The following is a 26,647-nucleotide window of genomic DNA, read 5'->3' on the forward strand; positions in this document are numbered from 1 at the left end:
ATGCCCGCACTTCGCCTCCATTCGACGATGGCCGTGTGGAACCTACGCGAGAGCGCCGACAGGACGACAGACGAAGAACAAAGGACGAAGGACGAAGAGGCCGATGGATGCCTACGGGAACCGAGGGCCGCCGTGCGTCACTCCGCTACCCGCGACGGTGACCGCGGCGATGGGCCGATCATTCCCACCGCGAATGCCGGGGCGAAAGCCCGCGCAACGCAGGCGTCCGCCGCGCGCTCTCGGGGTCGACCCGCGCCGCCCTCGACCGGTGGTTCCGTGGTCCCCGGCCGCCGGAAGCGGTGGTTTCGAGCGATCAATGCTCCGGACCGCGAAGGGCGCCAATGGGCGAACCCTGATCGGGACGGGCGCGGGCGGCCCGCCGGCTCGTCCACCACAGGGTGCCCGCGGCGAGGGCGGCGAGGATCGACAGGGACCGGCCCGGGGCGAGTACGGGTTCGGCCGCCGCGAGCACGAACGGAACGGCGAAGCCGAGGTAGGTGACCGCCTGGTAGACGGCGGTCAGCCCGGCCAACTCGTCGGCGGCGGCGATGCGTTGCACCTCGGCGAAGCCGGCCACCTGACAGCAGCCGTAGCCCGCACCGAGCACCGCCGCCGCCGCGAGCACCAGAGCCGGCTCGGTACTCGCCGCAGCCGTCGCGGCGGCGAGTACGCCCAGGGCCACGAGGGTGAGCGAGACCCGGATCGGCCGGCCGGCGCCGGCTTGCTCCAGGCGACGGGCCAGTGGCTGCACGGCGATCCCCGCGCCCGCGGTCAATCCGGCGTTGCCGGCGCTGAACACGACGGCGTGGCCGGCCACCCGGTCGGCGACCAGTCCCGGCAGGTAGGACAGCGCGATCGACGCGGACGCGAACACCCAGGGGGCCAGGGGCAGGACCACGGTACGAAAGCGATGGTCGTGGGTGCCGGTCGGCCGCAGTTGCCGCCACAGACCGCCGGCGGGTCGGGCGTGTCGGATCTCGGGGGTGCGCAGCGCCGCGCCGATCGCGGCCGCGGTCAGGGCCAGGTGCGGGAGGTAGGGCACCACGGTGGGTGCGGGGGCCCACTGGGCCAGGACGCCGGCCACGAGGGGGCCGGCCGCGAAGCCGACGGTCATCGCCACGGTCGCCCGGCGGGGGCCGCGTCGGGCACCGGTCGGCGATCCCGCGGCGGACAACTCCTTGATCCAGGCCGCGCCGGAGGCAAAGGCCGCACCACTGGCCACGCCCGCGATCAGCCGGCCGGCGTAGAGGCCGCCGCAGGTGCCGGCGCTCAGCAAAGTGGTGGCGAGCAGGGACGTGGCCAGCGCGAGCAGGGCGACCCGGCGGCGGCCGTGGCGGTCCGAAATGGGGCCGCCGAGCAGGAGGCCCGGGACGAGACCGAGGGCGTACAGGCCGAAGAGCGCCTGAAGGGTGGCTGTGGAGAGGTCGAGGCGGTCCCGGTAGAGGAGCAGCAGCGGAACGAACTGGTTCGCGCCCCAGCCGACCGCCGCCACCGCGAGCGCGGCGCCCCACCAGGCACGGGGTGTCGTAGTCACGGCATCCAGCGTGGTGTCGAAGGACGGCGATCACGAGTGACGGGAACGACAGCGTGCGTACACTTTGCGCCATGGCCACTGTTGCCCTCGCCGTGACCGAGGGCGTCACCATCTTCGAAGTCGCGCTGCCGTGCGAGGTGTTCGGCGTGAACCGGTCGGACATCGTCGATCCCTGGTACGACTTCACCGTCTGCGCGCCGGGCGCGGTGCGCTTCGGCGACTGGTTCCGGACCGACACCGCCCACGGTCTGGATGCGCTGGTCGCCGCCGACACCGTGGTGGTGCCGGCCTGTCGCAGCGTGCACACCGAGCCGCCGCCCGATCTGGTCGACGCGGTCCGGGCCGCGCACGAGGCCGGCGCGCGGGTGGCCTCGATCTGCTCGGGGGCGTTCATACTGGCCGAGGCGGGGCTGCTGGACGGGCGGCGGGCCACCACGCACTGGATGCATGCGGCGCAACTGGCCGCCCGATACCCCCGGGTCCGGGTCGACCCGGACGTGCTGTACATCGACGATGGCAGCATCCTGACCTCGGCCGGCAAGGCGGCCGGTCTCGACCTGTGCCTGCACATCGTCCGGACCGACCACGGCGCCGCCGCCGCCAACGCACTCGCCCGGCGCCTCGTGGTCCCCCCGCATCGCCCGGGCGGGCAGGCCCAGTTCGTCACCGCGCCGGTGCCCTCCGACGGCGACCACCGCCTCGCCGAACTGCTCGACTGGATCCTCGCCAACCTCGAACGACCTCTGGCGGTAAGGGATTTGGCCCGCCGGGCGAACGTGAGCACGCGCACCCTCGATCGGCGCTTCCACGCGGTGACCGGCACCACTCCGCTGCGCTGGCTGCTGAACCAGCGCATCCGCCGGGCCCAGGAACTGCTCGAGATGACCGACGACAGCGTGGAGCGGATCGCGGTGCGGACGGGGATGGGGACGGCGACCACGCTGCGCCGGCACTTCAATCGGACGGTGGGCGTGCCGCCGGACGCCTACCGACGCACGTTCCGCGGGGACGCGCGGCAGGACGGCGGCCGACCGGCCGATGCCGTGACTTGGAATGGCTCCCCGGTCCAAGGTGTCCGTCTTCCGGCTGAAGCCACCTGACGGAGCGGAGCCACCGCATCCTGTCCGGTGCGCCACGGGCGGGATCGGCGGGGCGGATCGGGGACCGAAGCGGCTTCGTATCCGGTACGGAACACAAACAGGGTACGCAACGGTCGCCCCGAGGGTTTTGCCGCGCGCTCCCGTCCTCGCCCCGAGGGATTGCCCAGGCCCGGGGTCTACCGACAACCGTCGGTCGCCACCGGATCGAAGCCGGTGTTCCCCGCGACGAAGGTCAATCGCGCGGAACGGCCTCCGGCGCGTCCCCGGTATGCCACGTCGGCGGCACGACGGCGCCGGTGTGGGCGAGGCGGAGTTCGCGGACGAGCGCGCGCACGGCGGCGGACGCGGCGAGTTCGGGTGTGCTCACGTAGCCCACCGAGCGGGTCGGGCGTCCGGGGCCGAGATCGGTGATCCGCACGGTGGACGGTGCGGCGGCGAGGGAGAGCGCGGGCATGATCGCCATGCCGAAGCCGCCGGCCACCATGGCCAAGACGGCTCCGTCGTCCTCCGCCTCGATCGTCGCCCGGGGGATCCAGTCCTGGCTCGCCCACCACTCGCGGGTGTACGAGGAACAGTTCTCGGTCCAGTCGACCAGCGGCAGCGAGCGGGGCGCGGGGTGTCCGGCCGGGTGCACCAGGGCGTAGGGCTCCTCCACAAGCACGCCGGCGACCAGCCCCGGAGGAGTCGGCGTCGCGGTCCCCAGGGTGGCGATGCCCACGTCCGCGCGTCCCGCGATCACTTCTCCGGCGGTGCCGGGGCCGACTTCGCGCACGATCCGCACTCGTGGCTCGATGCCGGGCCGGCGGGCGGTGAGGCGTCCCAGTACGGGCGGCAGCAAGTGGAGGGCGGCGCTGCGGAAGGCGGCGATGTGCAGCGGGCCGTCGGCGGCCTCGTCGGCGCCTGTGCCGCGGGCCGCCGCACGGGCGTCGACGGCCAGGACGTCCAGCATCCGCAGGACGCGTCGTGCGTGCGCCGCGGCCGTCGTTCCCGCCGCGGTGGGCCGGGCACCGGTTCGACCGCGTGCGAACAGGACGGCGCCGACCTTGCGTTCGATGCCGCGTACGGCGTGGGAGACGCCCGATTGTGTGGTGCCCAGCGTCGCGGCGGCCGCCGAGAAACTTCCCGAATCGGCGATGGCGACCAGGATCCGAAGCTCCTGGGGGGAAAGATCGGCGGGGTCGGTCATCGGGGCTCCCACCTGCGGGCATGAGGGCTGCTCTTGGATACGACGCGGTCATGAGGGCAACCTTCTGCCCCGCCCCGGCATTCCTGCCTACGGTGGCGTGTCATGAACGCGCTTCTGCCGAACACCACGGCGGTCACCGTCCACCAGATCGCCCGCCCCGACGGCGTCCCTACGGCCGCGCACTTCCGGTTCGTCGAGACGCCGCCGCCCGAGCCGGTGCGAGGCACGGCGTTGGTGGAGAACCTGTACTGGTCGGTGGATCCGTACCACCGCGAAATGATGGACGCCGAGTTCGCCCTCGACGCCCCGCTGGAGGGCCGTACGCTCGGCCGGGTCGTCGCCTCCCGCGCTGCGGGACTGCCCGAGGGCGCCGTGGTCCTCCACCGCCGAGGATGGCGTACGCACGCGGTGGTCGGCCCCGAGGAGGCGCACGTGCTTGCGGACCTGCCGGGCGTACCCCTGTCCGCGCATCTGGGCCTGCTCGGCGGTACGGGGCTGACCGCGTACGTCGCCCTCACCCGTATCGCGCCGCTGCGCGGGGGCGAGGACGTGTTCGTCTCGGGCGCGGCGGGCGGTGTCGGTACCGCCGTCGGGCGTTTCGCCCGCCTGATGGGCGCCGGGCGGCTCGTGGGCAGCACGGGAACGGCGGCCAAGGCCGCGTACCTGACCGAACAGGTCGGCTACGACGAGGTCTTCGATTATCGGGAGGGCCCGGTGGCCGGCCTCCTCGCGCGGGCCGCCCCGGACGGCATCGACGTGTTCGTCGACAACGTCGGCGGCGACCACCTCGCGGCTGCGGTCGGCGCCCTGCGGGAACGCGGGCGCATCGTGCGGGTCGGCACGATCAGCCAGTACAACCGGCCGGACACCCCGCCCGTGCGCTTCGACCACGCGGACTTCGTGGAGAAGAGCCTGCGCATGGAGGGCTTCCTCGTTCGCGACCACACGCACGTACGGGACGAGTTGTACGCGTTCGCGGCGCCCCTCCTGCGCGACGGGCGCCTGGTGTCGGACGAGACGATCGTCGTGGGCTTCGAACGCGTTGTGGAGGCGTTCGTGTCCATGCTGCGCGGCGCCAACATCGGAAAGATGATCGTCGCGGCCGCGACGCAAACACACACGAGAACGTGATGCTCACACCACGGAGACGGGACGGCGTGAGTACCGACGTCGCGTTCGCCTGCGAACGATTCGCCGCGGACGGTACCCACGCCGTCGCCCTGGTGTCGGTACCGCGCGCCGCTCAGGAGACGTACATCGCAGTCCACGGCGGCCGACTCCCGTCCGCCGAGTGGGAGATCGGGGCGCTGCTCGTGGCCGTGGCCCATGACGGCAAGGGGGGTTGCGTCGTCTCGGCGAACCTCGAAGTCGTGCCTTGGTACGGTGCGCGTGCGGCGGGTGAGTCGCCTCCGGGACACCGTCAGGGTCGGGCGTCGACCCGAGGGGTATGGGACGACATGTTGGAGCAAGGAGGTTGGCGGCGCTTCGGCGACGACCTGCCGGCCCGGTCCCTCCGGATGCTGATCACCGAGCGTCGCCGGCCACGGTGGTCCAGCGCGGATCGACGTGGCCCAGCCATGTGTCCTGGTCGTCGGCCAGTGGTTGCTTCAGGGGAAGGGGGAGGAACCGGCAGGCGAAGGTGAGGCCGGCGTCGTCTCCGTCGCCGTGGACGTGGTGGACCCACGCATCCGAGGTGTCCGCCGGTGCTCGGAGGAGGAAGAAGCTGGTTCGTCGTGGCCGACCCGTGTCGGGATGGGGCTTGTCCTCCACGGCGATCCGCCGGACCACCGTGGCTCTCGACAGACCGGTCTCCTCGGCAACCTCTCGAAGGACCGCTTCCTCCAGCCCTTCGCCCGACTCGACTCCTCCCGCGGGGACTTGGGTACCGGCCTCCGGCATACCGATGTGGTCGAACACCAGAACTTCGGGGACCGCTCGATCCCGAACTACGTATGCGGCGACGCGGATTCCGGGTGAGGTCACCCCGGCATTGTCGATCACCAGGGGCGTATCGGCTCCATGTCGTGCGAGGTGCCGGGCACCGGGTGGGTGTCCGGGCGGGTGGGTGTCTGCTTGCCGTGGCGCGAGGTTTGGCCGTCCCACAGCAGCCGCATCATCGTCCGCGGGGCCTCGATCGAATCGGAACCCCGGACGCCACGCCGACACGGCGGGCCGGGTGCCGAGCCCGGCCCGCCGTGGCGACGGCTAGGAAATGGCCTTGCAGCCGGCGGGGAGGCCCACCTCGCACAGGAAGATCCGGACGTCGGCAACGTTGGACTCGCGACCGGAAGCGGCGATCTTGTGGAATTTCCCGTCATTGATCCAGGAACTGCCGGTCCACCTGGAGTACTTCCTGTAGAGGCTCACAGGGTGAGTGTTGGTGGAACACGTGTCGCTGAGGTCGAAATCCCAGTCGATCTTGAAGGACGGCTTGCCGTTGTAGACGGTGGAGTCTTTCCAGTGGTACGTGCCGCTGGCATCGCCGCAGTCGTTGTCGAGGTGGGCGCTGTAGTGGCCGCCGCCGGGAGCGGCTTGGGCGGAGCCGACAAGGGACAGGACGAGGCCGACGCCCGCAGCAGCGACGGCGATCGTACGGGAGATTCTGGATGCCACGACAAACTCCTTGTCGATCAAGGTGTGGAAACGCGACGAGTACCTCGACGCGAACGGATTTCCGAGCAGCCCGAATGATCGATTCCTTGGGCTTTCCTCGCCGCCAACGTCACTCAGCCACCTGGGAAAAACGTTCGCGGAAGCCGGTGGCACGGGCAGCGCACAGGACCGAGAGTCGACGTCTTGGACCCTGTTCGGCAACCTTTTGCCCTGTCCGGGACATGTCCCGGACAGGCTTCGGAACGTCGACTGCGCGCCAATCGCCTCGGATGATGTGCCATGTCCGGGGTGGGAAACGGGTCGGACGATCACCGCCCGACCGTGCCGGCGGCCGTCGCCGCGCTGCTCGCGGCCGCGGAACCGTTCGCCAACCTCACCCAGGCCGTGGCGCCCCCGAACCGGCGCCCCGCGCCGCCGCTGGACGGGCTCCGGTGAACCGGGCGAGCGGCACCTCGTACAACACCCCGCGCTGTGGGGTGAGCACCACGCCCGGCCGGCCGAACGCACGGACCACGCCCGGCACACCGGTCGGGTTCGTGCGCCGGCTCGACCAAGTCGCCGTCGCCGCGCCGCACTCGGTCGAGCGCCGGATCACCGGGTGACGGTCACCGCCCGCCGGCTCGGCGCCGAAGTCCCCAAGGCCGCGACCCTGGCCGGCCGGGCGGCGCTCAAGCCGCTGCTGCTCGATCCGGAACGTCTCGCCCGGGGCCGGGCGGTCGCGGCCACCTCGGCACACCTGCGCGCGACGGCCGGCGCCGACCCGGCGGTACCGCCACGGCCCGACGCCAAGAGGTCGAAGGTGCCGTACGCGACCCTGACCGACCGTCCTCAGCGCTCGCCGCTCCTGGTGAGGGGAAGGCCGGCGAGGACACGTTCGCGAAGGACGGCTCCGCGAACGCCGATGTCGGCGAAATCGTCGGTTTCCGGCGTACCGTCGACCAGGAGTTCGGGGACCAGGAGGTCGGCGAGCGGGATTTCGGGTGCCGGGTCGACGAGGCCACCGATGTTCTCGGCGGCGAGATCCATGTAGGCGGGGGCCAGGGTCCTGCCGTACAGGGTGCCGCCGATCAGGTCGGGGCAGAACTCGTTGCGGAAGATCGACACGGTCGCGCGCAGGTCGCCGTGGACCATGACCAGCTTGTCGGTCATGTCGCCGAAGACGGCGTCGGCCGTCACATCACCGAGAACCAGCAGTTTCGTGTCACCCGCCAGGTAGATGTCCCTCGCCCGCAGATTGCCCAGGACGATCAGTGCGGCGTCACCGTTGTCGATGTCCACTATGGCGCCGTCGACGGTCAAGTCGCCGTCGATGATGTATCCGGTCGCCGCGTCGGGGGCACCCTTGGCCCACGGCGTGCGTTCGTGCTCGTCCAGCGGGAGTTCCCCGGTCACCGAAGCCGGGCCCGTCACCAGGATGTACTCCTCCTCGTACAAATTCTCGTACATGCTCGCCGGCAGCCCTCGGCGCTCGAACAGGGCCACCGCGTCGTCCCATTCCAGGTATTCGCATCGCATGTGCCGGACCGTAGTACCCGATTCCGACACCCGTCCCACGGGCCCGGGTGCCGAAGCCGTGGGTGGACGACCGGGCAAGGGAGAGGTGCACTGGGCCGGGCCTCCCGGTACGCGAGCCCGGATCGCTGGAGCCCCGGTATATAACCGGGGCGGCGCAATACACAAACGTGTTGTCGATGCGCCGGCAACGGCCGTTGCCGCTACCGCTGCACTCCACGCCTGACCGAGGCTCGTCGCCGACACCGACGGAAACGAGCATCGGATGCACCGTGTCGAACACCGATCCGGGCTCCATGGGGCTCAGCGTGCAGGTGGCGGCCGACCTTCGGGTCCGCCGGGGATCGCAACGGCGACTGTGCGGGCACGTGGTTCGTGTCTACAGGCGTGTCGACCGGACTTCGGGTCGGTCGGGGATCGTGCCCCTCGCCTCGCTGAAGTCGCACGCGCCCGCGCGCGTCGGGCCGGCGGATCGGGCGCAGCCGTCCGATCGCCGCCCACCGACGACATGCGGGATCGGATCGATTCGCGGGCGTCGGCCGATCCGGTCTACTCCGGATCACTCCGACTCGTTTTGGTGCACTTTGATCTATTTTGGTCGACCTCGCCCGACCTCGGCGTTTCCGGTCTGTTGCGGTCCAATCCGATCCGCCGGTCGCCGGCCCGCGCCGGGCGCGCTTTCCGGGGCCGTCGGTCGCGTGGTACACCTCGGGGCACGCCACGCAGAGAGACCGCCCATGCGCCTGCACCGCCTGCTTCCCGCGACCGTCGTCGCCATTGTGACCTGCTGCGCGTCGATCGTCGCGGCGCCGGTGGTCTCGGCCGATCCGGAACGGGTGTGCGCGTCGCCGCCGACCTCCGAAGTCGTCGGGCTTCCGGACGAGTTCATCGCCGGCGGTGAGGCGCAAAGCTTCAAGGTGTCGATCACCAACACCACCCCGGGCGAGCTTCCCTTCGCGCACTATGTCGAGGTCACGGACTGGGCCCACGGCGAGGAGCCGGCCCGCCACGCGACGCTGGACTACCGCAGTCCGGAGACCGGGGACTGGCTCCCGATGCCCGTGGCATCCCTGGGCTTCGAGATCCTGATCCCGAAACCGGACGACACCGCTGCCGACCCCGGTCGGCGGTCCGCCCCGTGGAACCTGGCGAGCGGCGCGACCCTCACCCTCGACGTACGCCTGGCGTTCGACGCGGGGGCGAAGTTCCCGCCGGGCGGCGTCCTGGTGGATTACTGGGCCCATATCGCCGCCGGCGAGTGGACCTGGCAAACGAAGACCCCGCCCTGTGATCTGACGGTCGTGCCCATCGACGAGCCGACGCCGAGCCCGGGAACGGACACCGGCCCCGATCCGTCGGCGGCCGTCGGTCCGGACGCGCAGTCGCGCACCCCGTCCTCGGCACCGTCCGCCGGATCCACCCGACCCTCCGGGGCCTCGCCCTCCCCGGACAGCACGGCCGACGGCGGCGGCGACACCGCGAAGATCGCCGCCGGGGTCGGCATCGCGGCCCTGGCCATCGGCGCCGTCGCCGCGCTCGTACTCCTCCGCCGACGCCGCGCCTCGCCCTGACCCCCCTCACCGTCCGGCCCGAGGCGGTCGACCCCCATCCGCTCCGCCGGATGCCCCCAACGACCCGTTGCTCCCCCTCCACCGGCGTCAACGCCGACAGCGGCTGCCCCGCCCGGGTCCGGCGGGACGCCCTCTCCGGATAGCGGTCCACCGTCGGCCGGGTGGCGAGGATCCGCGCCCGGCGCCGGCCAGGTCAGCTCGTTTCCGCTTCGTCGATGCGGGCGGCCTCGGTGTCGTGGGATTCCTGGTTGTTCTCCGGCGCGGGCGATGAGTTTGTGGCTTCCGGGCGGTCCAAGCTCGTGATACCCGAGGAAAGGACACCGTCATGTCGGAGCTTCTCGTCGACTTCATCACCTCCCTCGATGGCTATGCGTCGGGCGAGGGGTGGCCCGGGTTCTGGGGTCTGGAGGGCCCGGAGTACCTCGCTTGGCTCGGTGAGCAGCCCGAGGTCACCTACCTGATGGGCGCGAACACCTATCGCCTGATGTCGGGCTTCGCCGCAGGCGCGGTCCCGAACGGCCAGGACGGGTTCAGGCCCGAGGAAGAGGCGTCCGTCGACGAACTCACGCGGGCGGCCAAGGTGGTGTTCTCCTCCTCGCTCGAGGAGCCGCTGACGTGGGCCAACTCCACGCTCGTCCGCGACGACGCCGTCGAGACGGTCCGCGCGATGAAGTCGAGCGGCTCGGGGCTTCTCGGAACGATCGGCAGCCTGAGCCTGTGTCGGTCCCTGCTGCGCGCCGGACTCGTCGACCGCTTCCGGGTCGTGATGTTCCCGGTGATCACCGGGGCCACGGGCGAAGAACGCATCTACGACGGCTACCCGGACGTCGCCCTCGAGATGATCGAGCACCGCACCTTCGACGGCCGCATCCAACTGGTCGAGTACAAGCCCCGCGTGCTCGAACATCCGCCGCTCGGCGCCCCCGCGTGACGTCGGGGTGGGGGCGCGGTCACCTGAAGAACATCGTTTCCGCGCTCTTGGGGCTGTGGGGACTCCAGGTGGGCAGGCCGGGCCCGTTCGGCGACCCGGTCGCCACGAAGGCGGCCAGTGCCCCGCCGAACGTGGCGAACAGTTCGGTGGCGGCCGCCCGGTCCACGCCGCGCAGCATCAGGCTTTCCGCGAAGGCGTCGAACGTGCCGAACAGGTACGGAAGTTCGGCGCAGTGCGGTGCGCCCAGACCGAGCTCGGGGGCGGCGATCGGCCGGTCGAAGCGATACAGGTAGGCCGGGTGGCCCTGCCAGGCGCGGGCCCGGGCCACGTCGTGCGTACCGGCGTGAAAGATCCGATCGCTCATCACCTCGGTGAACACCTGCCCCGGGGTGGCCTCGGGGCGACGCGTCGCGTATCGCTCGTAGACGCGTCCGCCTTCGTCGCGCATCATCCGCAGCACGTCCACCCGACCGGCCTCGCGTACCGCCGGGTTGAGCCCGAAGAACGCCGCGGCCTCCTCCCTGGTGGTACCGATCAGGACGTCCTTGTCGGCCAGGGCACCTTCGCGCACCGATTCGCGCAGCCCCCGGCGCACGCCGAAGCCGCCGAGGACCGGATACATCGGCGGGGCCACGCTCGCGGTCGCCGCCATGTCCCGGCCCAGGCCCGCGTACGTGCGCAACAGGTGCTCCACCGGAAGCGCGCGCAGGCCCCCGGCGGGGTCGTCGCCGGGAATCAGCCCGAGCAGGGCCAGGTAGTGCACCGCCGCGGCGCGTGCGGCGTCCCGGGTCTGTTCCGGCAGGCCCAACGGCGCGCTCTGCACCAGCACCCGGCGGATCAGCGGCCCGGTCTCCGGGTCGACCGCGAGCAGCAGCGCGGTCCAGGCACCCGCCGATTGCCCGCCCACCGTGATCGTGCGCGGGTCGCCGCCGAAGGCCGCGATGTTGTCGTGCACCCACCGCAGTACCGCGCCCTGGTCCCGCAGGCCGAGGTTGTCCGCGCCCATCTCGGGCCGGTACAGGAAGCCCAGCGGGCCGAGCCGGTAGTTGGCGGTGACCACCACGATGTCGCCGAGCAGGGCGAGTCGGGCGCCGTCGTACCAGTCCCAGCCGCCGCATCCGCTGGTGAAGCCGCCACCGTGGAACCACACGAGCACCGGTCGCGGAGCGCCGCTCGTGCGCGGGGCCCACACGTTGAGGGTCAGGCAGTTCGCCTCGGACCAGTCGGGCGTGCGCGGCCCCACCAGACGTTCGAGCCGTGCGGGGCCCTGCGGCACCGACGGGCCGGAGCGCACGGTGTCGCGGATGCCCGCCCAGTACGGGTGCGGCCGAGGCGGCGCGAAGCGCAGATCGCCCACCGGCGAGGCGGCGTACGGGATGCCCCGGAAGGATCGCACCGGGCCCTCGTCCTCGCCCCGGATCCGCCCGCGATCCGTGGTCACCACGGTCGAGCGGTGGGGCTGGGTACCCGGCCCGGCGCCTTCGGTGGGCCGGCCGTGCTCGCGGCGACGGTTGTCATCGTTCCACTCGTTGCTCATCGACGTTCCCCCTGGAGGCGGTTCGGGAAAGGGTGCGCGCACGGATGGCTCATGCCTGCCAGTGGTTGTACGACCCGTGCGAACGACTCACCAGTCAGCGGCCCTGAACTGCCGGAACACCACGTCGGGAAGCGGCGGATTGCCGATCTGCGTCACCTGTGGCGGTGACGCAATGGGAGCGAAAGCGCGGCGCAAGACACGGCTGCGAGGGTGGCCCGCCGGTGTCGGAGCGGCCGACTGCTCCGGTACCCACAGGCCCGATTCCCGGTCGAAAGGGAAGCCATGGCACAGCGTCAGTATCCGCACGAGCTGAGAATCCATACCGCTGTCGATCCCCCCGCCGCCGCCGCGTGCCTGGCCCGCTCGGCCACGTTCGGCAGCTTCGTCGTCTACGAGCGGCACGGAGTGTGGACGTTCGCCGGCGGCGCCGCCGGTGAGGTGATCCTGGATCGGGCCGGCTTTCGGGTGCGCTGGGGCGCCTACGAGCGGTTGTTGCCGGTAGGCCACGATCCCAGTCGCGACCTGGCAAAAATCATGGCCGACGCCCCGGTGGAGGACTGGAGCCTGTACGGCTGGGCCGGTTTCGAATTCGCGTACGCGCAGGCGGGCATGCGCGATCTGCTCGACGACGGGACGCTGCTGCACATGGTGGTGCCCCAGGTCGAGATCAAGATGTCGGCGAACCACGTGGTGTTGCGGGGCAGCGACCACCGACTGTTGCAGATCCTCGCCGACGTGGTGCAGAACGCGCCCGCCGACCCGTATCCCGAGCCGTCGCCGGTATCGGTCGAGGAGATCGGCGCCGACGCCTACCGGGAGGCGGTCGCCTCCGTGGTGCGCGACATCGACGACGGCAAGCTGCGCAAGGCGATCGTCTCGCGCACGGTGCCCGTCGCGTTCGATGTGGACCTGGTCGCGACCTATCTGGTGGGGCGCCGGCACAACACGCCCTCGCGCTCGTTCCTGCTGCGTCTGGGCGAGCTGACGGCGGCCGGGTTCAGCCCGGAAACCGTGGTCGAGGTGGACCCGGACGGCGCGGTGCGCAGCCACCCGTTGGCCGGTACGCGCGCGTTTTTCCCCCTCGACCGGGCCCGCACCGCCCGGCTCAGGGCCGACCTGCTGGGCGATCCCAAGGAGGTGTTCGAACACGCGATCTCGGTTCAGCTCGCCTGCGAGGAGTTGGCCCGGATCTGCGCTCCGGGCTCGGTGCGGGTCGAGGAGTTCATGAACGTTCTCGAACGCGGCTCGGTCCAGCATCTGGCCTCGGCGGTGGGCGGTCGTCTGGCGGTCGGCATGGACTCCTGGGACGCGTTCGCCGCGTTGTTCCCGGCGGTGACCGCCTCCGGGATCCCCAAGCGCGCGGCGTTCGAGGCGATCCACCGGTACGAACCGGGTCCGCGGGGCCTGTACAGCGGGACGGTCCTGACCGCGGACGCGCGGGGCGGCCTGGACGCAGCGCTCGTTTTGCGAACGGTCTTCCAGCGCGAGGGCCGTACCTGGCTGCAGGCGGGCGCGGGCATCGTGGCGGGATCCACGCCGGACCGCGAACTGGAGGAGACCTGCGAGAAGATGCGCAGCGTCGCCCGGTTCCTGGTGCCCGAGTCGGCCACCGCGATGGCGGCCGGCTGATCTCTCCCGGCATGCGCGAAGTCCCCCGCATCGCGAGGATGTGGGGGATTTCGCGCGTCGTGACGGGGCGGGCTCGCGGATCAGTCGGACGGGGTGGCCGCGGTGGGATACGCCTCGACGACTCCGTGCGGTGTCCAGCCGCCGATGGTGATCCGGCGGTGCGCCGCGTAGCCGCACTCGTCGAGCCAGCCCTCGTAGGCCCGCCAGGGATAGATCGTGCTGCTCTCGAAGGGGAGCGTGGTGAAGTACACCCCGTCCAGGGCCGTGTACAGCGGTCCGGCGCCGTCGTCGTCGGAGAACGCGTTGAAGATCAGCACTCGGCCGGTGGGGTCGACCGCGCGCAACGCCTTGGCCAGCAGTGCCCGGTTCTGCGCGGCGGACCAGATCACCAACTGGTGGGCGAACAACACGCAGTCGTAGCCAGGCGGGTACTCGTCGTCGAAGATGTCGGCCGCGTGGGTGTCGATGCGATCCGTCAGGCCGGCTTCGCGAATGTTGTGTTCGGCCACTTCCAGGGCTCCCGGCCGGTCCAGCACGGTGACCCGCAGGTGCGGGTGTGCGGTGACCAGTGCGATGGCGTTCAGGCCGCCTCCGCCGCCGATGTCCAGGATGCGGCGGACGCCGCCGTAGTCGACGCCGTCGATCAGCACCGGGTTGGAGATTCGCGACCAGGAGTTCATCCCCTTGTAGAACAGCTCTTCCAGGCCGGGCGTACCCGCCAGGCGGCTGTACAGATCGCGGGTTCGCCCCGGGAAGTGCCGCAGTCCCAGGTTCTCCCCCGCGCGCAGCGACGCGGTGTACTCGGCGGCGGGCGCGTAGGCGATCCGGGCCTGGAACTCGACGATGTCGCGCAGGTGGGTCCAGGTTCCGTCGTCGAAGGCGGCCTCCACGACGAAGGCGTTGGCGTATCCGTCGCCCTGTTTGACGGTCAGCCGCAGCGACGTGGTGCCCAGCAGGAGCACGGCCGCCGAGCGCTCGGGCAGTTCCAGTTCCTTGGCGATCTCCTCCCGGGTGCTGCCCGGTCGTTCGTGCAGGAGTTCGGGAAGTCGCAGCTCGCAGGCCGCGTTCAGCTGCTGGAACGCGGCGTGGCCGAAGAGCAGCGGCACCAGGTCGGCCATGGTCAGGTGCGGGGTCGCGGTCATGGGGTACCTCCGGTCGACGGCGGATCAAGCCTGGCGGGGCCGGGCGCACGTGTCACAACAGCGTGCGCACCGACCACAGTTCGGGGAAGAACCGGTGCTCGTTGATGGTGCGCAGCCACTCCAGGCCGGTGGTGCCCCCGGTGCCCGACTTGCCGCCGAGCATGCGTTCCACCACCAGCAGGTGGGTGGAGCGCCAGACCGAGAAGCGGAACGAGACGTCGCTCAGCGCCTCGGCGAGGCGGTGCTCCACGGGTCGGCCCGCCGGGTCGAGGTAGATCTCCAACCAGGCCTGCTCCACCAGCGGGTGCGGCTCGTGACGTCGTGTCACGTCCCGTTCCAGGAGTTCCGCGGGCAGCTCCGCGCCCTGTCGGGCCAGGTATCGAATCGCCTCGTCGTACACGCTCGGCGCCCGCAACTCGGCCCGGAGCATGGGGTATCGCTCCAGTTCGGCCTTCCAGGCCCGGACCGTGTCCGGGTCCTTGTTGCCCATCGTGAACTCGAGTGCGCGGTACATGAACGACTGGGTGCCGGATGCCTCGCCCAGGATGTCGCGGAACTCCAGGAACTCGTCGGGGGCCATCGCGCTGAGCACTTCCCAGGACGTCAGCAGCGCCTGTTGGGACCGGGTCGCTCGTTGCAGATGCTCGCAGGCGACGGAGATCTCGTCCTGCCGGATCGCGGTCCGGGCCTGGTCCAGTTCGATGTGGATGGTGCGGAACAGGATCTCCTTGACGTGGCTGATCAGGATGAAGGTCAGCTCGCACGGCGAATCGGTGAGCGGTCGGGCCAGTTCGTGCAGCTCGTCCATGCGCGCGTAGGACACGTACGGGGCGGGCCCGCCCCGGTCGGCACCCGCGCCGAATGGGCAGCGCGCGGGGGGCGGGACGGTGTCGGCGGCCGACTGGTCCCTCATCGAAGCCTCCTCGTGGGGTGTGCGCCGCGAGCGCGGCGCAGTCGGGGGTTGTCGTCCAGAAGTGGGCGCAGCACCTTCTCGTCGATGCCCAACCGGCGGGCGGAGAAGGAGTGCAACGCGTCGAGGTAGTCCTCCAGGAGCTGCCGCTCGTCCAGCAGTTCGGCCTGCCCGGCGCGGACCAGGACGCGGCCGGCCACGATGACGGTGTCGACGTCGATGGAGCCGCCCAGGTGCAGGAACGCCTCCAGGGGGCGGGGGTTGAGCACGTAGCGCCAGTCGTCGGTGGACACCAGCACCAGGTCGGCTCGTTTGCCCGTCTCCAGGCTGCCGATCTCGTCGTCCCAGCGCAGCCCGCGCGCCGGTAGCCGGGTGGCCATGGCCAGCACGTCGGTGGGCGGCAGGAAGCTCTGGTCGGCCGAGAGTTCGTTGTGCGCCTGCCAGGCCGCGCGCATGTTCTCCGCCATGCCGCCGAGCGGGTAGACGACGCCGTCGGTGGACACCGACACGTCCAGACCGGCGCGGATCAGTTCGGTGATCAGCCGGGTCTCGGTCAGCGCGGATTCGCCGGTGCTGCCGTACTTGGCGGGCGAGTGGCTGATGTGCACGCGGTTGTCGATCAGCAGGGACCGCTCGTACTCGTCGGCGAACGCACAGTGCACCGCCATCAACCGGTCGTCGAGCAGGCCGAGTTCGTGCAGGCGGCGCAGCGGTGTGGTGTCGAAGCACGCGCGCGTCGCCCGGTCCTCGTGCCGCAGCGCCCCCACGTGGGTGGCGAAGGTCGTGTCGTATCGCTTGGTCAACTCGGCCAGCCCGCGCCCGAGTTCGTCAGACATGTTGCCCGGGTACACGGCCGTGGGCCGGCCGCGCAGCAGGCCGCTGCGGTCCTGGGCACAGCGGCGCAGCACGTCCTCCAGCGGGCCCAGTACGGCTTCCGGCTCACGGGTGCGTCGAAAGGCGTTCTGCTCGGGGACGGCGACTCCGTCGGTGGCCCAGGTGCCGAGTACGCAGCGCAGTCCGATCCGCAGTGCGGCGTCGGCGAGCGAGTGCGGCAGCGTGAACGATCCGACGTCGGCGATGGTGGTGGTGCCGGATCGCAGTTGGGTCCACAGCGAGTAGGCGGCGATCGCCTCGGCCTCGTCGGGGGCGAGTTGCCCGGCGAGGTCGTGGAACGAGTCGAACATGGTGGAGATCCGGGCCATGTCTCCGCCGCAGGCCATGAATCCGGGTTCGTCGGCCCGGTCGTCGGCGGACCGCAGCGCGCCCTTGAACGGGATGCGCATCGCGTACATTTCGTGCCAGTGCGCGTTGACGAAGCCGGGCAGCACCATCATCGAGCGCGCGTCGACGGTGCGCAGGGCGGCTCGCACGGCCGGCTCGCAGGCGGCGACCGCCTCGTCCACGTCGGCGGCGGCGCCGACCGCGACGATCGTGTCGCCGACGACGAGCACCGACCCCGGGTCGTACACCCGTGCGTCGGCGGCCGCGCTGTAGACCACGCCGTCCCGGATCAGCAGCCCGGTGGGCGCGGGGGCGTTCGCGCTCGCGCCGGTCATCGCCCGGCCTCGCGGTCCGCGGGGTGGGTGTCCTCGGTGGCGGCGCGTTGGGCGGCGTCGATCCGTTGCCACCAGGCGTCGAGTGTGGGTCGGGCGGCCAGGTCCTGGAACGCGACGCGCAGGCCGAGCCGACGCCATTGGTTGACCAGTCGCATCATCTCCAGTGATCCGAGTCCGAGCAGGACCAGGTTCTGGTCGCCTCGGAGGTTGTCGGGGTCGGTGCCGATCACGGCGGCGACGGCTTCCCGCAGTCGCGGTGGGGTCAGTGAGGCGGCCGCCGCGTCGGCGGCATCCGGGTCGGTGCGCGGTTCCATCCTCGGTTTCCTTCCTGCTGGGTGACCCCGGGACCGGCCCGGAGGGTTTCGGGTCCGGTCCCGGGTGTCCGTCGCCGATGTGGTCAGGAGAACCGGGCGACCAGTGCCTTCTTGTCGACCTTGCCCAGGGGGGTGCGCGGCAGGTCGGCGAGGATCTCCAGGCGATCCGGGAGCTTGTAGTCGGCCAGTCCCTCGTCCTGCAGTGCCGTGCGCAGGTCGAGCAGTTCGGGCGCGTGGCCGTGCGCGACCACGCACGCGCAGGTGCGCTCGCCGAGGATCGGGTCGGGGACCCCGATCAGGGCGACCTGGTGAACCCCCGGCAGGGCGAGCAGGTGTTCCTCGATCTCGGGTGCGGAGATCTTGTCGCCGCCGCGGATGACCACGTCCTTGATCCGGCCCTCGATCACCAGGTGACCGTCGGGGGTGCGGGTGACCACGTCCCCGGTGCGGTAGAAGCCGTCCTCGGTGAAGGCCCGCTCGTTGTGTTCGGGGGCGCGGTAGTAGCCGCGCAGTGTGTACGGCCCGCGCACGAGCATCTCGCCGGCCGCGCCGGGGGCCACCGGATCGCCGTGCTCGTCGACGATCCGCACCTCGTCCGCCGGGGACAGGGGCAGGCCCTGGGTGGTGTACGCGGTCTCCTCGTCGTCGTCTTCGCGGACGTAGGACAACATGCCTTCGGCCATTCCGAAGACCTGTTGCAGTCGGCAGCCGAACGCGGGCGGGATGCGGCGGGCCGTCTCCGCCGGCAGTTTGGCCCCGCCGACCTGGACGAAGCGCAGACTCGACAGGTCGTGTGCGCTCCACTCCACCTCTTCCAGCCACAGATGCGCGATGGCGGGCACCAGCGAGGTGAAGGTCACCCGTTCCCGGGCGATCAGCGCGAAACACTCGTCGGCGCCGGCGTCCGCGGCCAGTACGACCGTGCCGCCGGCGGAGAGGGTGCCGAGTACGCCGGGACATCCCCAGGGGAAGTTGAACTCGATCGGGAGCACCACGAGGTACACGTCCTGCCGGGTGAGTCGGCACAGTTCGCTGCCGGCGCGCACCTGGTAGGCGTAGTCGTCGTGGGTGCGCGGGATCAGTTTGGGCAGCGCGGTGGTTCCGCCGGAGAGCAGGAAGAAGGCGACGTCGGCCGGGTCCACCCGGACCGGTTCGAGGCCACGCTCGGATGTGCCCGGGTCGGTGAAGTCGTCCGGGCCGCCCACGACCAGGATCGTGCGCAGGGTGGGTACGTCGGCCTGGATCCGTTTGGCCAGCGCCGGGTAGTCGTAGCCGACCCGGCCGTCGGGCACGATGTAGGCGACCGCCTCGGAGATGCGGCACAGGTGCCGGATCTCGTTGCCGCGATGCGCGGCGAGGGCGAACACCGGGTGGGCGCCGAGTCGAAACAGCGCGAAACATACGGCGACGAACTCGGGGATGTTCGGCAGGTGCACCACGACCCGGTCGCCCGCGGTGATGCCTTCGGCGTTCAGCCGGATCGCCACCCGGTCGGCCCACAGGTCGAGTTCGCGGTAGCTCAGCCGGCGTTCCCGGTGCACCAGTGCGACGCGGTCGTCGTATCGGCGCGCCCAGTCGTGCAGGAGGTCGCCCAGGGTGCGGCCCTGCCAGTATCCCGATTCGCGGTAGCGCTCGGCCCATTCGTCGGGCCAGGGGGTGCAGCCGGCGAGCATCATCGGCCTCCGGCCGCGTCCGCGGTGATCCGCACGATCGCGCAGGCCACCTCGAAGCCCGGGGTGCCGCCGAGCAGGAGCACGTGGTCGCCGGTGCGAACCGCGCCGGTGGTCCACAGGTGTTCGAGCCCCGCGACGTGGTCGGAGGGGCCGGCGTGCCCGGTGCGCCGGACGAACTCCCAGGTGCCGCGCGCCTCGTCGATCCCGATCGGGTCCAGGAAGGTGTCCCGCAGCGCGTCTTGGGCGAAGCTGACGTGGGCGACCCGGGTGATGTCGTCCATGGTGAGTTCGGCCTCGGCCACCGTCTCGTGCACCACCTCGGCCACCAGGTCGCCGAGGTGCCCCATCGGCGGCGGGCTGCCGGCGGCCCACTGCTGGGCCCAGTAGGTGCGCCGGCGTTCCAGGTCGAGCGGTTCGCCGCGGGTGATGCCCGGCGGGAACATCTGCTCGCCGCCGCGGTGCAGTTCCTCCATGCGCGGGATGGACCGGGCGCCGGTGGCCACGAGTCGGGCGAATCCGGGTCGGGTGGACAACACGATCGCGCCGGCCCCGTCGGCGAGTACGAACAGTTTGGAGACCGTCCAGCGGTCGACCGTGGGGGTGTTGAAGTTGTCCGCGGTGGTCAGCAGGACGGCGGTCCGGCTCGGGTCGGCCAGCAGGTGGTTGGCGCCCAGTTCCAGCGATTCGATGATGCCCAGGCAACCGTGCCGGACCTCGATCGCCGAGATCGGCTGGTCGACGGTGTTGCGCACGATGTAGTGCGGCGCGGACCACACGTCCGGTCCCTGGTAGTGCACGGTGCTGTGGAACAGCTTGCAGATCTCGGCGGCCTCGTGGTCGGCCTGCTTGAGCGCCGCGTTCGCGGCGCGGATCGCCATGTCGGGGGCGGGCAGGTCGCCGGCGTCGCCGATCGACAGCAGCCCGCTGCTCTCGCGTTCGGCCGCGGGGTAGCGGCCGGCCGCGACCGCGTCCTCGGTGCTCACCCGGTCCGGCAGGTGGGTGCCGATACCGGCCAGGTGGATTCCGTCGAATCTCATGGTTGCTCTCCTCGGCGCCGGATTATCGGGACCGGTCGGCACGACCGGACAGGACGGGGACGGCGTGCTCGTCCGCCGCGCGCACGGCGGATGCGTACAGGCCGGCGAACCGCGGGTCGATCCGGGCGCCGCTGTCGTAGTAACGCGCGTACCGTTCGCGGTAGTTGGAGAACCAGCCGGGGTGGTCGTGCAGGAAGAGGATGTCGTGGAAGGCCATGTTCCTGATCGCGATCATCGGCCAGGGGGCCCGGTTGACGGGGAACAGCGGGTTGCGCGCCGCCGGGGCCCGGCAGTCCGGGTGGAACTGGCCGAGCATCAAACCCTCGGCCACCGCCCGGTCCTTGGTCGCCCGATGGCCCTCGTCGATCAGCCACCAGCCCTCCTCGGGCAGGTCGGTGACCAGCACGACGAGCGCGTGCAGTTGGGGATTGCGCGCCTTCCAGTCGATGGACCGGAACATCCGGGTGGCGTCCTCGATCATCCGCACCATCCGGGGCAGGTGCGGTGGGCCCTCCCAGCGATGGCCCACCGCGATCAGCGAATCGGCGCGCAACGAGGGTTCGACGAAGGGGCAGACCGGGCCGTCGCGGCCGAGTTCGGGGTGCGGTTGGGCGATGTAGTCGCCGAGCCAGGTGTGCAACTCCCGGTCGTGCTCGGCGTCCAGGGTGACGAACGGATATTTCCTCATCGGATGCCCTCGTCCCGGATCACGGAGCAGTTCGTGGCGCGAGGCGGCCAGTACGCGCCGGGCGCGGAACACTCCAGGGTGGCGGTTTGGCTGAGCGGAATCGGGTCCGCGGTGCTCGCGGAGAGCGTGCGGCGGATCTGCCGGGGGGCGCCGCCGGTGCGGATGCCGCTCTCCCACGAGGGACGCGGGTACGCCGCTGCCTCCTGACGGGCGAGTTCGGCGGCGGCGGGGTCGGCGCCCGCGTGTGGTCGGCCCCGGGGCTCGGCCCAGCGCCACGTCTGGGCGTCGAGCGCGGCCCAGGTGCGCACACCCTCGGCGCCGAAGCACTGGGCGAAGTAGCCCCGGATGAGCGTCAACGCGCGCAGGCACACGCAGCGCCAACCCTCGGTGTCGGTCTCGTCGGGCTCGGGTCGGCCGTCGTCCAGTCGGGACAGGATCGCCGTCCACGCGTCGTAGCCGCCGGCGCCCAGTTGTTCGAGCGCGTTGGCCATGCTCACTTCGGCGGCGAAGAGTCGATGCCGCCAGACCGTCGCGTCGTCGCCGTCGGTGTCGGGACCGCCGTTGCGGGGTCCCTCTGCGGGAGAGGTCACATCAGACCCCTTCCGTCGCCAGCGCGCGCGGACGTGCCGGCATCGGACGCGGCGGCGGCACCGCCAGGACCCGACCCGTCGCGGTCAGCAACCGGCCGAGATCGGCGGTCAGTTCGGCCAGTTCCTTGGGATGCAGCGCCTGCCCCGCGTCGCACAGCGCGGTGGCCGCGTCGGGGTGGATGTCGATCATGATGCCGTCGGCGCCGACCGCGGCGGCGGCCAGTGCGAGCGGCCGGACCAGGTCGGTGCGCCCGGCCGCGTGGCTGGGGTCGACGATCACCGGCAGGTGGCTGATCCGTCGCACCGCGGCGACGGCGGACAGGTCGAGGGTGAAGCGGGTCGCCGGCTCGAACGTGCGGATGCCGCGTTCGCACAACACCACGTCGGGGTTGCCCTCGGACAGGATGTACTCGGCCGCGAGCAGCCATTCCTCGATCGTGGCCGCCATCCCGCGTTTGAGCAGCACCGGCCGGCCGCTGCGCCCGATCGCGCGCAGCAGGGTCGCGTTGCTCATGTTCCGGGTGCCGACCTGGAGGATGTCCGCGACCTCCAGGACGTCGTCCAGGTCGGCGACGTCGAGCACCTCGGTGATGATCGGCAACCCGGTGACCTCGCGCTGTTCGGCGAGCAGGCGCAGTCCGGCGCGTCCCAGGCCCTGGAAGCTGTACGGCGAGGTCCGGGGCTTGTAGGCACCACCGCGCAGGATGGCGCCCCCGGCGAGCGCGACGCCGTGCGCGGAGTCGCCCATCTGGGCCCGGTTCTCCACCGCGCACGGGCCCGCGACGACCACGAACGCCGGGCCGCCGATCGGCACTCCGGCCACGTCGACGACGGTGTCGGCGCGTTGGTAGGCGCGTCCGGTGAAGCGCAATGCGTCCTCGGTGTCGACCACCGATTCCACACCGGGCAACGGTCGGATGCGTTCGGCCAGGCCCCGCGGAGCGGTCCCGGTCGAGATCAGGTGGGCGCGGCCGTGGCATCGGCTGCGCAGTACCTGCATGTCCTCCGCACGAAGCGCCGCAGCCACGTCTTCGGCAAGCTCCGGAGCGGAAGTCTGATCCATCACCACGATCATCGGCGTAGTCCCCCAGCGTCCTGATGGCGCGACCCGAACCCCCGTCCAGGCCGAATCGGACACTGGCAGGGCGCACTTGCGCACCCCTGTCGTGTCTCTTGCGTGCGCGGGGCGGGAGTCGGGCGGGGCGTGGAGGGCGACGAAAGGCTGCGTCCGGCGGGTCCGGGCCGGGCATTGGTGCGACCGGTTCGCCCGCTCGCACCGGGCGCTCGGCCCCCTTTTCAGCGTCGCGCCGAGACCAGCCACAGGCGTTGGGCCAACCGCTGGTCGGCGGCGAGCACGGGCGGTACCGGCCGGCCCAGGCCGGCGGCGTACGACTCGACGTCGACCAGAGTGGCCTGCCAGCCGAAGCCGGCCAGCCACTGCAGCGGGTCGTCGATCGAGGACCGCCAGGCCACCCCGACCCGGGCGAGCTCGTGCGCCATGTGGGCGAACTCCTCGGTCTGCATCATCGCCGCGTTGACGTGGTCCAGAACCAGCCGGCTGCCCGGCTGCGACAGTGCGCCGACGCGCGCGAGCAGCCCGTCGCAGTCGGCCCGACCGAGGTAGAGCAGCAATCCCTCGGCCACCCACACGGTGGGCAGCGTGGGGTCGAATCCGGCCGAACACAGCGCCGCCGCCCACTCGTCGGCGAGGTCGACCGGCACCGGCACGCGGTGACATCGCGCCCGCGCCCGCGCCCGCGCCAGCACCTCCGCCTTGTAACGCAGCACGTCCTGTCGGTCGAGCTCGAACACCCGCACCCCCGCCGGCCAGGGCAGCCGGAAGGCGCGGGTGTCCAGTCCGGCCCCGAGCAGCACCATCTGGCGCCCGCCGACGCGGGCGGCGGCGAGCAGTTCGTCGTCGAACAGGCGGGTGCGCAGCCCGATGAATCCGTGCATCCCGGACCAGCGTGCGCCCAGCGACCTCCTCGGCCGGAATCCGGCCGGCGGCGCCGCGCGGGACGCGTCCAGTGGGGCCAGGAAGGCCGCCGCGAGGTGGTCGTCGAAGAGTCGATCGGGACGACGGCTCTCCAGGTTGCGTTCGGCGGCGATGCTCAACGCGGTCAGGCCGGCTCCCGACAGCGGGAAATCCTGGTGGTCGCGGGGTTGGTGGCTCGGCTCGGTCATCACTGTCCCTCCCACTCCGACGACGATCCCGGCACCTTCGGGCACCGTGCGTCGTCGGGCGATTACGGTTCGCTGTCACCACATTGCCGGGGGGCGAAACGGAAATACCAGCCAGTTGTCCTCTGGCGCCGGATATCGGCTTTCAAGTAGCGTCGTGGGGTGGATTCCACCAGGCTCGACCGGCTGGAACGGCAATTGGTACATGCGCTCCAGATCGACGGGCGCGCGCCTTTGAGTCGAGTGGCCGCGGTCCTGGACGTATCCGATCAGACCGTGGCCCGCCGCTATCGCAAGCTGCATAACTCCGGTGCCATGCGGGTGCTGGGCCTGCCCGACGTCAGCCGCTTCGGTCAGGTCGAGTGGCTGGTCCGGATCCAGTGCAGCCCCGACGCGGCGGCCGGCGTCGCCGCCGCCCTGGCCCGGCGCGACGACACCTCCTGGGTCAGCCTGACCGCCGGCGGCACCGAGATCGTCTGCGTCACCCGCAGCGGGCCGCGTACCGACGGCGATTCGCTGCTCCTGCAGAAGTTACCGCGCACTCCACGCGTGGTCGGGGTCACCGCGCACAACATCCTGCACGCGTTCTCCGGCGGCCCGACCGGCTGGCACGGCAAGGCCGACTCGCTGACCCCCGACCAGATCCGCGAACTCGACGCGGGGCTGGGCGATCCCCCCACGCGGCGCGAGCGACTGGAGATGTTCGAGGGCGACGGCAAACTCCTGGCCATGCTCGCCCTGGACGGTCGGGCCGGCTACGCCAAACTGGCCGAGGTGACCGGCTGGTCCGAATCGACCGCCAAGCGCCGGTTGGAGCGGCTGCGCCGGGCCCGGGCGCTGTTCTTCGACGTGGAGATCGATTCGGCGCTGCTCGGCTACGAGGCCGAGATGATGTTGTGGCTCTCCGTGCCCCCGGCGGCCCTGGTCGCGGTCGGTGAGGCGCTGGCCGAGCATCACGAGGTCGCCTTCGCCGCCGCCGTCACCGGCTCGGCGAATCTGGTCGCGATGGTCGCCTGCCACGACACCGACGACTTCTACCACTACCTGACCACGCGGATCGCCACCTTGACCCAGGTGGTGGCGATGGAGACGGCTCCGGTCATCCGCTCGGTCAAGCGCGCCGGCAGCGTACCCAAGTCGTTGTCCGCCGGGAGCGGTCCGCCCCGGCGCTGACGGACCCCGCGCGTTCGTCGACGGTGGGACCACGCACGCCCGCGTCGGCGGTGGAACCGTCGGCCGTCTCGTCCGGCGCGTCTCGACGATTTCCCACCTCGTCGGCGGTCGTGATGTCGAAAACAAGCAATGCGGGCCCCCTGCGTGGCGCGGTCCGGCCGATCGCCACGAAGGTTTCGGTGACCGGGTTCTCGACATCGACCCCCGCCGCCGAGAGGAAACTCATGCGTAAGTGGCCGCCCCTTGTGGCGATCTGCCTGGGTACGTTCATGCTGCTCGTGGACGTGACCATCGTGACCGTGGCCCTGCCGGACATGGCTACCGATCTGGACACCGAGCTGTCCGATCTGGAGTGGGTCGTCGACATCTACGCGCTGGCGCTGGCCGCGCTGCTGCTCGGCATCGGATCGACCGCGGACCTCCTGGGTCGCAAGGCCACCTACCTGGTCGGCCTGGTGGTCTTCGCGATCGCCTCACTGGTGTGTGCGCTGGCCCCCGACGCCGGCGTGCTGATCGCGGCCCGCGGTGTCCAGGGCATCGGCGCGGCCGGCATGTTCGGCACCACCATCGCCCTGTTGGGCTCGCACTACCGGGGCAAGGACCGCGCCGTCGCGTTCGCCGTGTGGGGTGCCACGAACGCGGTGGCCGCGGCGGCGGGACCGGTGGTCGGCGGTCTGTTGACCGAATACCTGGACTGGCGTTGGATCTTCTACGTCAACCTGCCGGTGAGCGTGATCGCGGTCGTGCTGAGCGTGCGGGTGCTCGAGGAGGAGCGCCCCGCGGAGCGCCACCGCATCGACCTCCCGGGCATCGTCGCGTTCACCGTCGCCGCCGGGTCGGTCACCTTCGCGCTGATCCGGGCCCACGTCGACGGCTGGACGTCGGTGAACACGCTGGGCATGCTCGGGCTCGGCCTGGTCGCGCTGATCGTGTTCATCGTGGTGGAGCGCCGGCACCCGTACCCGATCCTGGACCTCACGCTCTTTCGGAGCCGGGCGTTCGTGGGCATCATGTCGGCCGGCCTGTTGATGCAGGCCGCGGCGTTCGCCTATCTGCTGTTCACGTCCCTGTGGTTGCAGACCGTTCTGGGCTACGGGCCGATCAAGGCGGGCCTGTACATCCTGCCGCTGAGCATCTCGGCGTTCGTACTCTCCGCCCTGGTGGGCCGACTGGGACCGTGGGCCCCCAAACCCGCGATCGGCATCGGCATGCTCTTCATCGCGGCGGGCGCGGCGTTGCAGGCGTTCGTCGAGGCCGGCTCGTCGGGCACGGTGATCATCGGCGGCCTGCTGGTGGCCGGCGTCGGGGTGGGTCTGGTCACGCCGACCCTGTCCGGTGCCGCGTTGGCCTCGGTTCCGGCGGCTCGTGGCGGCATGGCCGGCGGTGCGGTCAACACCTTCCGCCAACTCGGCTTCGCCCTGGGCATCGCCGTGTTCGGCGTCATCTTCCAGGCCCGGGTCCAGGACGTGCTCACCGACAAGGGCCGGTTGGCCAACGCCCACGACGTGGCCGGGGCCCTGACCGGCGGTCAGGCGCAGGGCGTGATCGCCCGCACCCCCGAACCCGAGCGGGCCTCGATGGATCATCTGGTCCGGGAAGCCTTCGCCTCGGGCCTGAATGTGACGCTGTGGGTCGCCGCGGGCATGGCCGTCCTGGCCGCGCTCGTGGTCTTCGTCCTGGTCGACACGCCCGCGTCCCGGGAATCGAGCGACGAGGAGCCCGACTCGGCGGAGGCGACCTCGGCGGTGGGACACGTGTGACCTCCCGCCC

Annotated in this window: 25 protein-coding genes; 9 read left to right on the top strand and 16 right to left on the bottom strand. The window is 71.3% G+C overall.

Features of this window, described 5'->3' with window-relative positions:
* Positions 1–313: 313 nt before the first annotated feature.
* Complete coding sequence (locus tag B4N89_RS00240) at positions 314–1,534, bottom strand: MFS transporter (RefSeq protein WP_235618404.1); 1,221 nt, start codon at positions 1,532–1,534, stop codon at positions 314–316.
* Positions 1,535–1,605: 71 nt separating this feature from the next.
* Here B4N89_RS00240 and B4N89_RS00245 point away from each other — a divergent pair, with 71 nt between their 5' ends.
* Entirely contained in the window at positions 1,606–2,634 is a 1,029-nt protein-coding gene (locus B4N89_RS00245) for a helix-turn-helix domain-containing protein (protein WP_078973848.1), read from the top strand.
* A gap of 232 nt (positions 2,635–2,866) precedes the next feature.
* Here B4N89_RS00245 and B4N89_RS00250 read toward each other — a convergent pair whose 3' ends face one another.
* Positions 2,867–3,820, bottom strand: coding sequence for a LysR family transcriptional regulator (locus tag B4N89_RS00250; RefSeq protein WP_078973849.1), 954 nt, complete (start codon positions 3,818–3,820; stop codon positions 2,867–2,869).
* Positions 3,821–3,922: 102 nt separating this feature from the next.
* Here B4N89_RS00250 and B4N89_RS00255 point away from each other — a divergent pair, with 102 nt between their 5' ends.
* Positions 3,923–4,951 carry an MDR family NADP-dependent oxidoreductase gene (locus B4N89_RS00255; RefSeq protein ID WP_078973850.1) on the top strand — a complete coding sequence of 343 codons (1,029 nt, stop codon included), beginning with the start codon at positions 3,923–3,925 and terminating at the stop codon, positions 4,949–4,951.
* Between the two features lie 393 nt (positions 4,952–5,344).
* Here B4N89_RS00255 and B4N89_RS00260 read toward each other — a convergent pair whose 3' ends face one another.
* Positions 5,345–5,803: an NUDIX hydrolase gene (locus B4N89_RS00260; RefSeq protein ID WP_078979013.1), complete on the bottom strand. Its 459-nt coding sequence runs from the start codon at positions 5,801–5,803 to the stop codon at positions 5,345–5,347.
* Positions 5,804–6,025: 222 nt separating this feature from the next.
* Positions 6,026–6,433, bottom strand: coding sequence for a hypothetical protein (locus tag B4N89_RS00265; RefSeq protein ID WP_143657790.1), 408 nt, complete (start codon positions 6,431–6,433; stop codon positions 6,026–6,028).
* Positions 6,434–6,712: 279 nt separating this feature from the next.
* On the opposite strand from B4N89_RS00265, the gene B4N89_RS49505 reads away from it, so the two are divergent.
* Positions 6,713–6,868 (top strand): hypothetical protein, encoded by a 156-nt coding sequence (locus tag B4N89_RS49505; RefSeq protein WP_161500574.1) that lies wholly within the window; start codon positions 6,713–6,715, stop codon positions 6,866–6,868.
* Positions 6,865–7,035, top strand: coding sequence for a hypothetical protein (locus tag B4N89_RS49510; RefSeq protein WP_161500575.1), 171 nt, complete (start codon positions 6,865–6,867; stop codon positions 7,033–7,035). The genes B4N89_RS49505 and B4N89_RS49510 overlap by 4 nt, the downstream gene beginning before the upstream one ends.
* A gap of 226 nt (positions 7,036–7,261) precedes the next feature.
* Here B4N89_RS49510 and B4N89_RS00270 read toward each other — a convergent pair whose 3' ends face one another.
* Entirely contained in the window at positions 7,262–7,948 is a 687-nt protein-coding gene (locus tag B4N89_RS00270) for a hypothetical protein (protein ID WP_078973852.1), read from the bottom strand.
* Positions 7,949–8,682: 734 nt separating this feature from the next.
* Between B4N89_RS00270 and B4N89_RS00275 the strand changes: the two genes are divergently transcribed.
* Both B4N89_RS00275 and B4N89_RS00280 read left to right on the top strand, forming a co-directional pair.
* Positions 8,683–9,516, top strand: a complete 834-nt coding sequence (locus tag B4N89_RS00275) for a hypothetical protein (protein ID WP_078973853.1) — start codon at positions 8,683–8,685, stop codon at positions 9,514–9,516.
* A gap of 325 nt (positions 9,517–9,841) precedes the next feature.
* Entirely contained in the window at positions 9,842–10,447 is a 606-nt protein-coding gene (locus tag B4N89_RS00280) for a dihydrofolate reductase family protein (RefSeq protein ID WP_078973854.1), read from the top strand.
* A 19-nt stretch (positions 10,448–10,466) separates the two neighbouring features.
* On the opposite strand, the gene B4N89_RS00285 is transcribed toward B4N89_RS00280, so the two are convergent.
* Positions 10,467–11,984, bottom strand: a complete 1,518-nt coding sequence (locus B4N89_RS00285; RefSeq protein ID WP_078973855.1) for a carboxylesterase/lipase family protein — start codon at positions 11,982–11,984, stop codon at positions 10,467–10,469.
* Positions 11,985–12,266: 282 nt separating this feature from the next.
* On the opposite strand from B4N89_RS00285, the gene B4N89_RS00290 reads away from it, so the two are divergent.
* Positions 12,267–13,613, top strand: coding sequence for a salicylate synthase (locus B4N89_RS00290; protein ID WP_078973856.1), 1,347 nt, complete (start codon positions 12,267–12,269; stop codon positions 13,611–13,613).
* 80 nt (positions 13,614–13,693) lie between these two features.
* Here the strand turns inward: B4N89_RS00290 and B4N89_RS00295 are convergent, their stop codons facing one another.
* The 10 genes from B4N89_RS00295 to B4N89_RS00340 all read right to left on the bottom strand — a co-directional run bounded on the left by B4N89_RS00295 (position 13,694) and on the right by B4N89_RS00340 (position 23,707).
* Positions 13,694–14,755, bottom strand: coding sequence for a methyltransferase (locus B4N89_RS00295; RefSeq protein WP_078973857.1), 1,062 nt, complete (start codon positions 14,753–14,755; stop codon positions 13,694–13,696).
* Positions 14,756–14,807: 52 nt separating this feature from the next.
* On the bottom strand, positions 14,808–15,668 hold the full coding sequence (locus B4N89_RS00300) for a tryptophan 2,3-dioxygenase (RefSeq protein ID WP_078973858.1): 861 nt from the start codon (positions 15,666–15,668) through the stop codon (positions 14,808–14,810).
* The gene (locus B4N89_RS00305) at positions 15,665–17,221 is read right to left on the bottom strand and encodes an amidohydrolase family protein (RefSeq protein ID WP_078973859.1); all 1,557 of its coding nucleotides are present in this window, start codon (positions 17,219–17,221) and stop codon (positions 15,665–15,667) included. The genes B4N89_RS00300 and B4N89_RS00305 overlap by 4 nt, the downstream gene beginning before the upstream one ends.
* A complete protein-coding gene (locus tag B4N89_RS00310; protein WP_078973860.1) occupies positions 17,218–17,535 on the bottom strand; it encodes a phosphopantetheine-binding protein in 318 nt (105 codons plus the stop codon). Before B4N89_RS00310 ends, B4N89_RS00305 begins: the two co-directional genes overlap by 4 nt.
* Before the next feature lie 83 nt (positions 17,536–17,618).
* Positions 17,619–19,208 (bottom strand): (2,3-dihydroxybenzoyl)adenylate synthase, encoded by a 1,590-nt coding sequence (locus tag B4N89_RS00315; RefSeq protein ID WP_078979014.1) that lies wholly within the window; start codon positions 19,206–19,208, stop codon positions 17,619–17,621.
* Entirely contained in the window at positions 19,208–20,245 is a 1,038-nt protein-coding gene (locus B4N89_RS00320) for a ketoacyl-ACP synthase III family protein (protein ID WP_078973861.1), read from the bottom strand. The genes B4N89_RS00315 and B4N89_RS00320 overlap by 1 nt, the downstream gene beginning before the upstream one ends.
* 22 nt (positions 20,246–20,267) lie before the next feature.
* Complete coding sequence (locus B4N89_RS00325; RefSeq protein WP_078973862.1) at positions 20,268–20,933, bottom strand: DUF6875 domain-containing protein; 666 nt, start codon at positions 20,931–20,933, stop codon at positions 20,268–20,270.
* Complete coding sequence (locus tag B4N89_RS00330; RefSeq protein WP_078973863.1) at positions 20,930–21,523, bottom strand: hypothetical protein; 594 nt, start codon at positions 21,521–21,523, stop codon at positions 20,930–20,932. Before B4N89_RS00330 ends, B4N89_RS00325 begins: the two co-directional genes overlap by 4 nt.
* A 1-nt stretch (position 21,524) precedes the next feature.
* Complete coding sequence (gene aroF / locus B4N89_RS00335) at positions 21,525–22,586, bottom strand: 3-deoxy-7-phosphoheptulonate synthase (RefSeq protein WP_235618405.1); 1,062 nt, start codon at positions 22,584–22,586, stop codon at positions 21,525–21,527.
* A 233-nt stretch (positions 22,587–22,819) separates the two neighbouring features.
* Complete coding sequence (locus B4N89_RS00340; protein ID WP_078973865.1) at positions 22,820–23,707, bottom strand: SAM-dependent methyltransferase; 888 nt, start codon at positions 23,705–23,707, stop codon at positions 22,820–22,822.
* 159 nt (positions 23,708–23,866) lie between these two features.
* Here B4N89_RS00340 and B4N89_RS00345 point away from each other — a divergent pair, with 159 nt between their 5' ends.
* Both B4N89_RS00345 and B4N89_RS00350 read left to right on the top strand, forming a co-directional pair.
* Positions 23,867–24,877: an Lrp/AsnC family transcriptional regulator gene (locus B4N89_RS00345; RefSeq protein ID WP_078973866.1), complete on the top strand. Its 1,011-nt coding sequence runs from the start codon at positions 23,867–23,869 to the stop codon at positions 24,875–24,877.
* Between the two features lie 224 nt (positions 24,878–25,101).
* Positions 25,102–26,637: an MFS transporter gene (locus B4N89_RS00350; RefSeq protein ID WP_078973867.1), complete on the top strand. Its 1,536-nt coding sequence runs from the start codon at positions 25,102–25,104 to the stop codon at positions 26,635–26,637.
* Positions 26,638–26,647 lie beyond the last annotated feature (10 nt).

The organism is Embleya scabrispora (assembly GCF_002024165.1).
GTDB classification, from domain to species: Bacteria; Actinomycetota; Actinomycetes; order Streptomycetales; family Streptomycetaceae; genus Embleya; species Embleya scabrispora_A.